The sequence below is a fragment of the Erythrobacter sp. HI0063 genome (genome assembly GCF_001635685.1).
Lineage (GTDB): Bacteria > Pseudomonadota > Alphaproteobacteria > Sphingomonadales > Sphingomonadaceae > Qipengyuania.
The window spans coordinates 1-507 of record NZ_LWFF01000056.1; the positions used below are offsets into that span (position 1 = coordinate 1).

A 507-nucleotide genomic window follows, 5' to 3' on the forward strand; every position below is an offset into this window, starting at 1 on the left:
GGACGCTCGGCCCGCCGCTCCCTTACGAAGATAGTTCGAATGGCTCAGTTCAGATCGTGATGTCCAACTCCTTGGCCATCTTGACCGCCGAAGCGTCCAGGGCCGGTTTCGATGCGAAATCGGGATCGGACGAAACATAGGCCGGATTGTGCTTTTCCAGCCAGGCCGCAGCCGCGCCCAGCCATTCGATGCGAGTATAGTCGTAGGGAAGGTTATGCGTGTTCTTCGGCTGTTCGAGATACACGAAATCCTTGCCTTCCTGCTTGCCCGCACTCTTGAGCGCGCTGACGAGCGTGCGAGCCTGTTCGACCGGAACGCGCGCGTCGCGCACGCCATGGACGATCAGGATCGGCGCCCAGTCACCCGATGCGTTTTTCGCGGGGCTGACGGAATCGAGATCTGCCGCACCCTTTGCCAGATAATTCGAGCCGAACTTGCCGAGATATCCAACATCGTAACGCCGCATCAGGCCGAGATCGTAGACGCCAGCGCCGGCGATCGTGCAGT

1 protein-coding gene is annotated in these 507 nt (G+C 60.2%); it reads right to left on the reverse strand.

Annotated features, from left to right (window positions below):
• Positions 1–49 precede the first annotated feature (49 nt).
• A partial coding sequence (locus A3736_RS02290) for a S9 family peptidase (RefSeq protein WP_156501929.1) occupies positions 50–507 on the reverse strand: 458 nt, incomplete at its 5' end.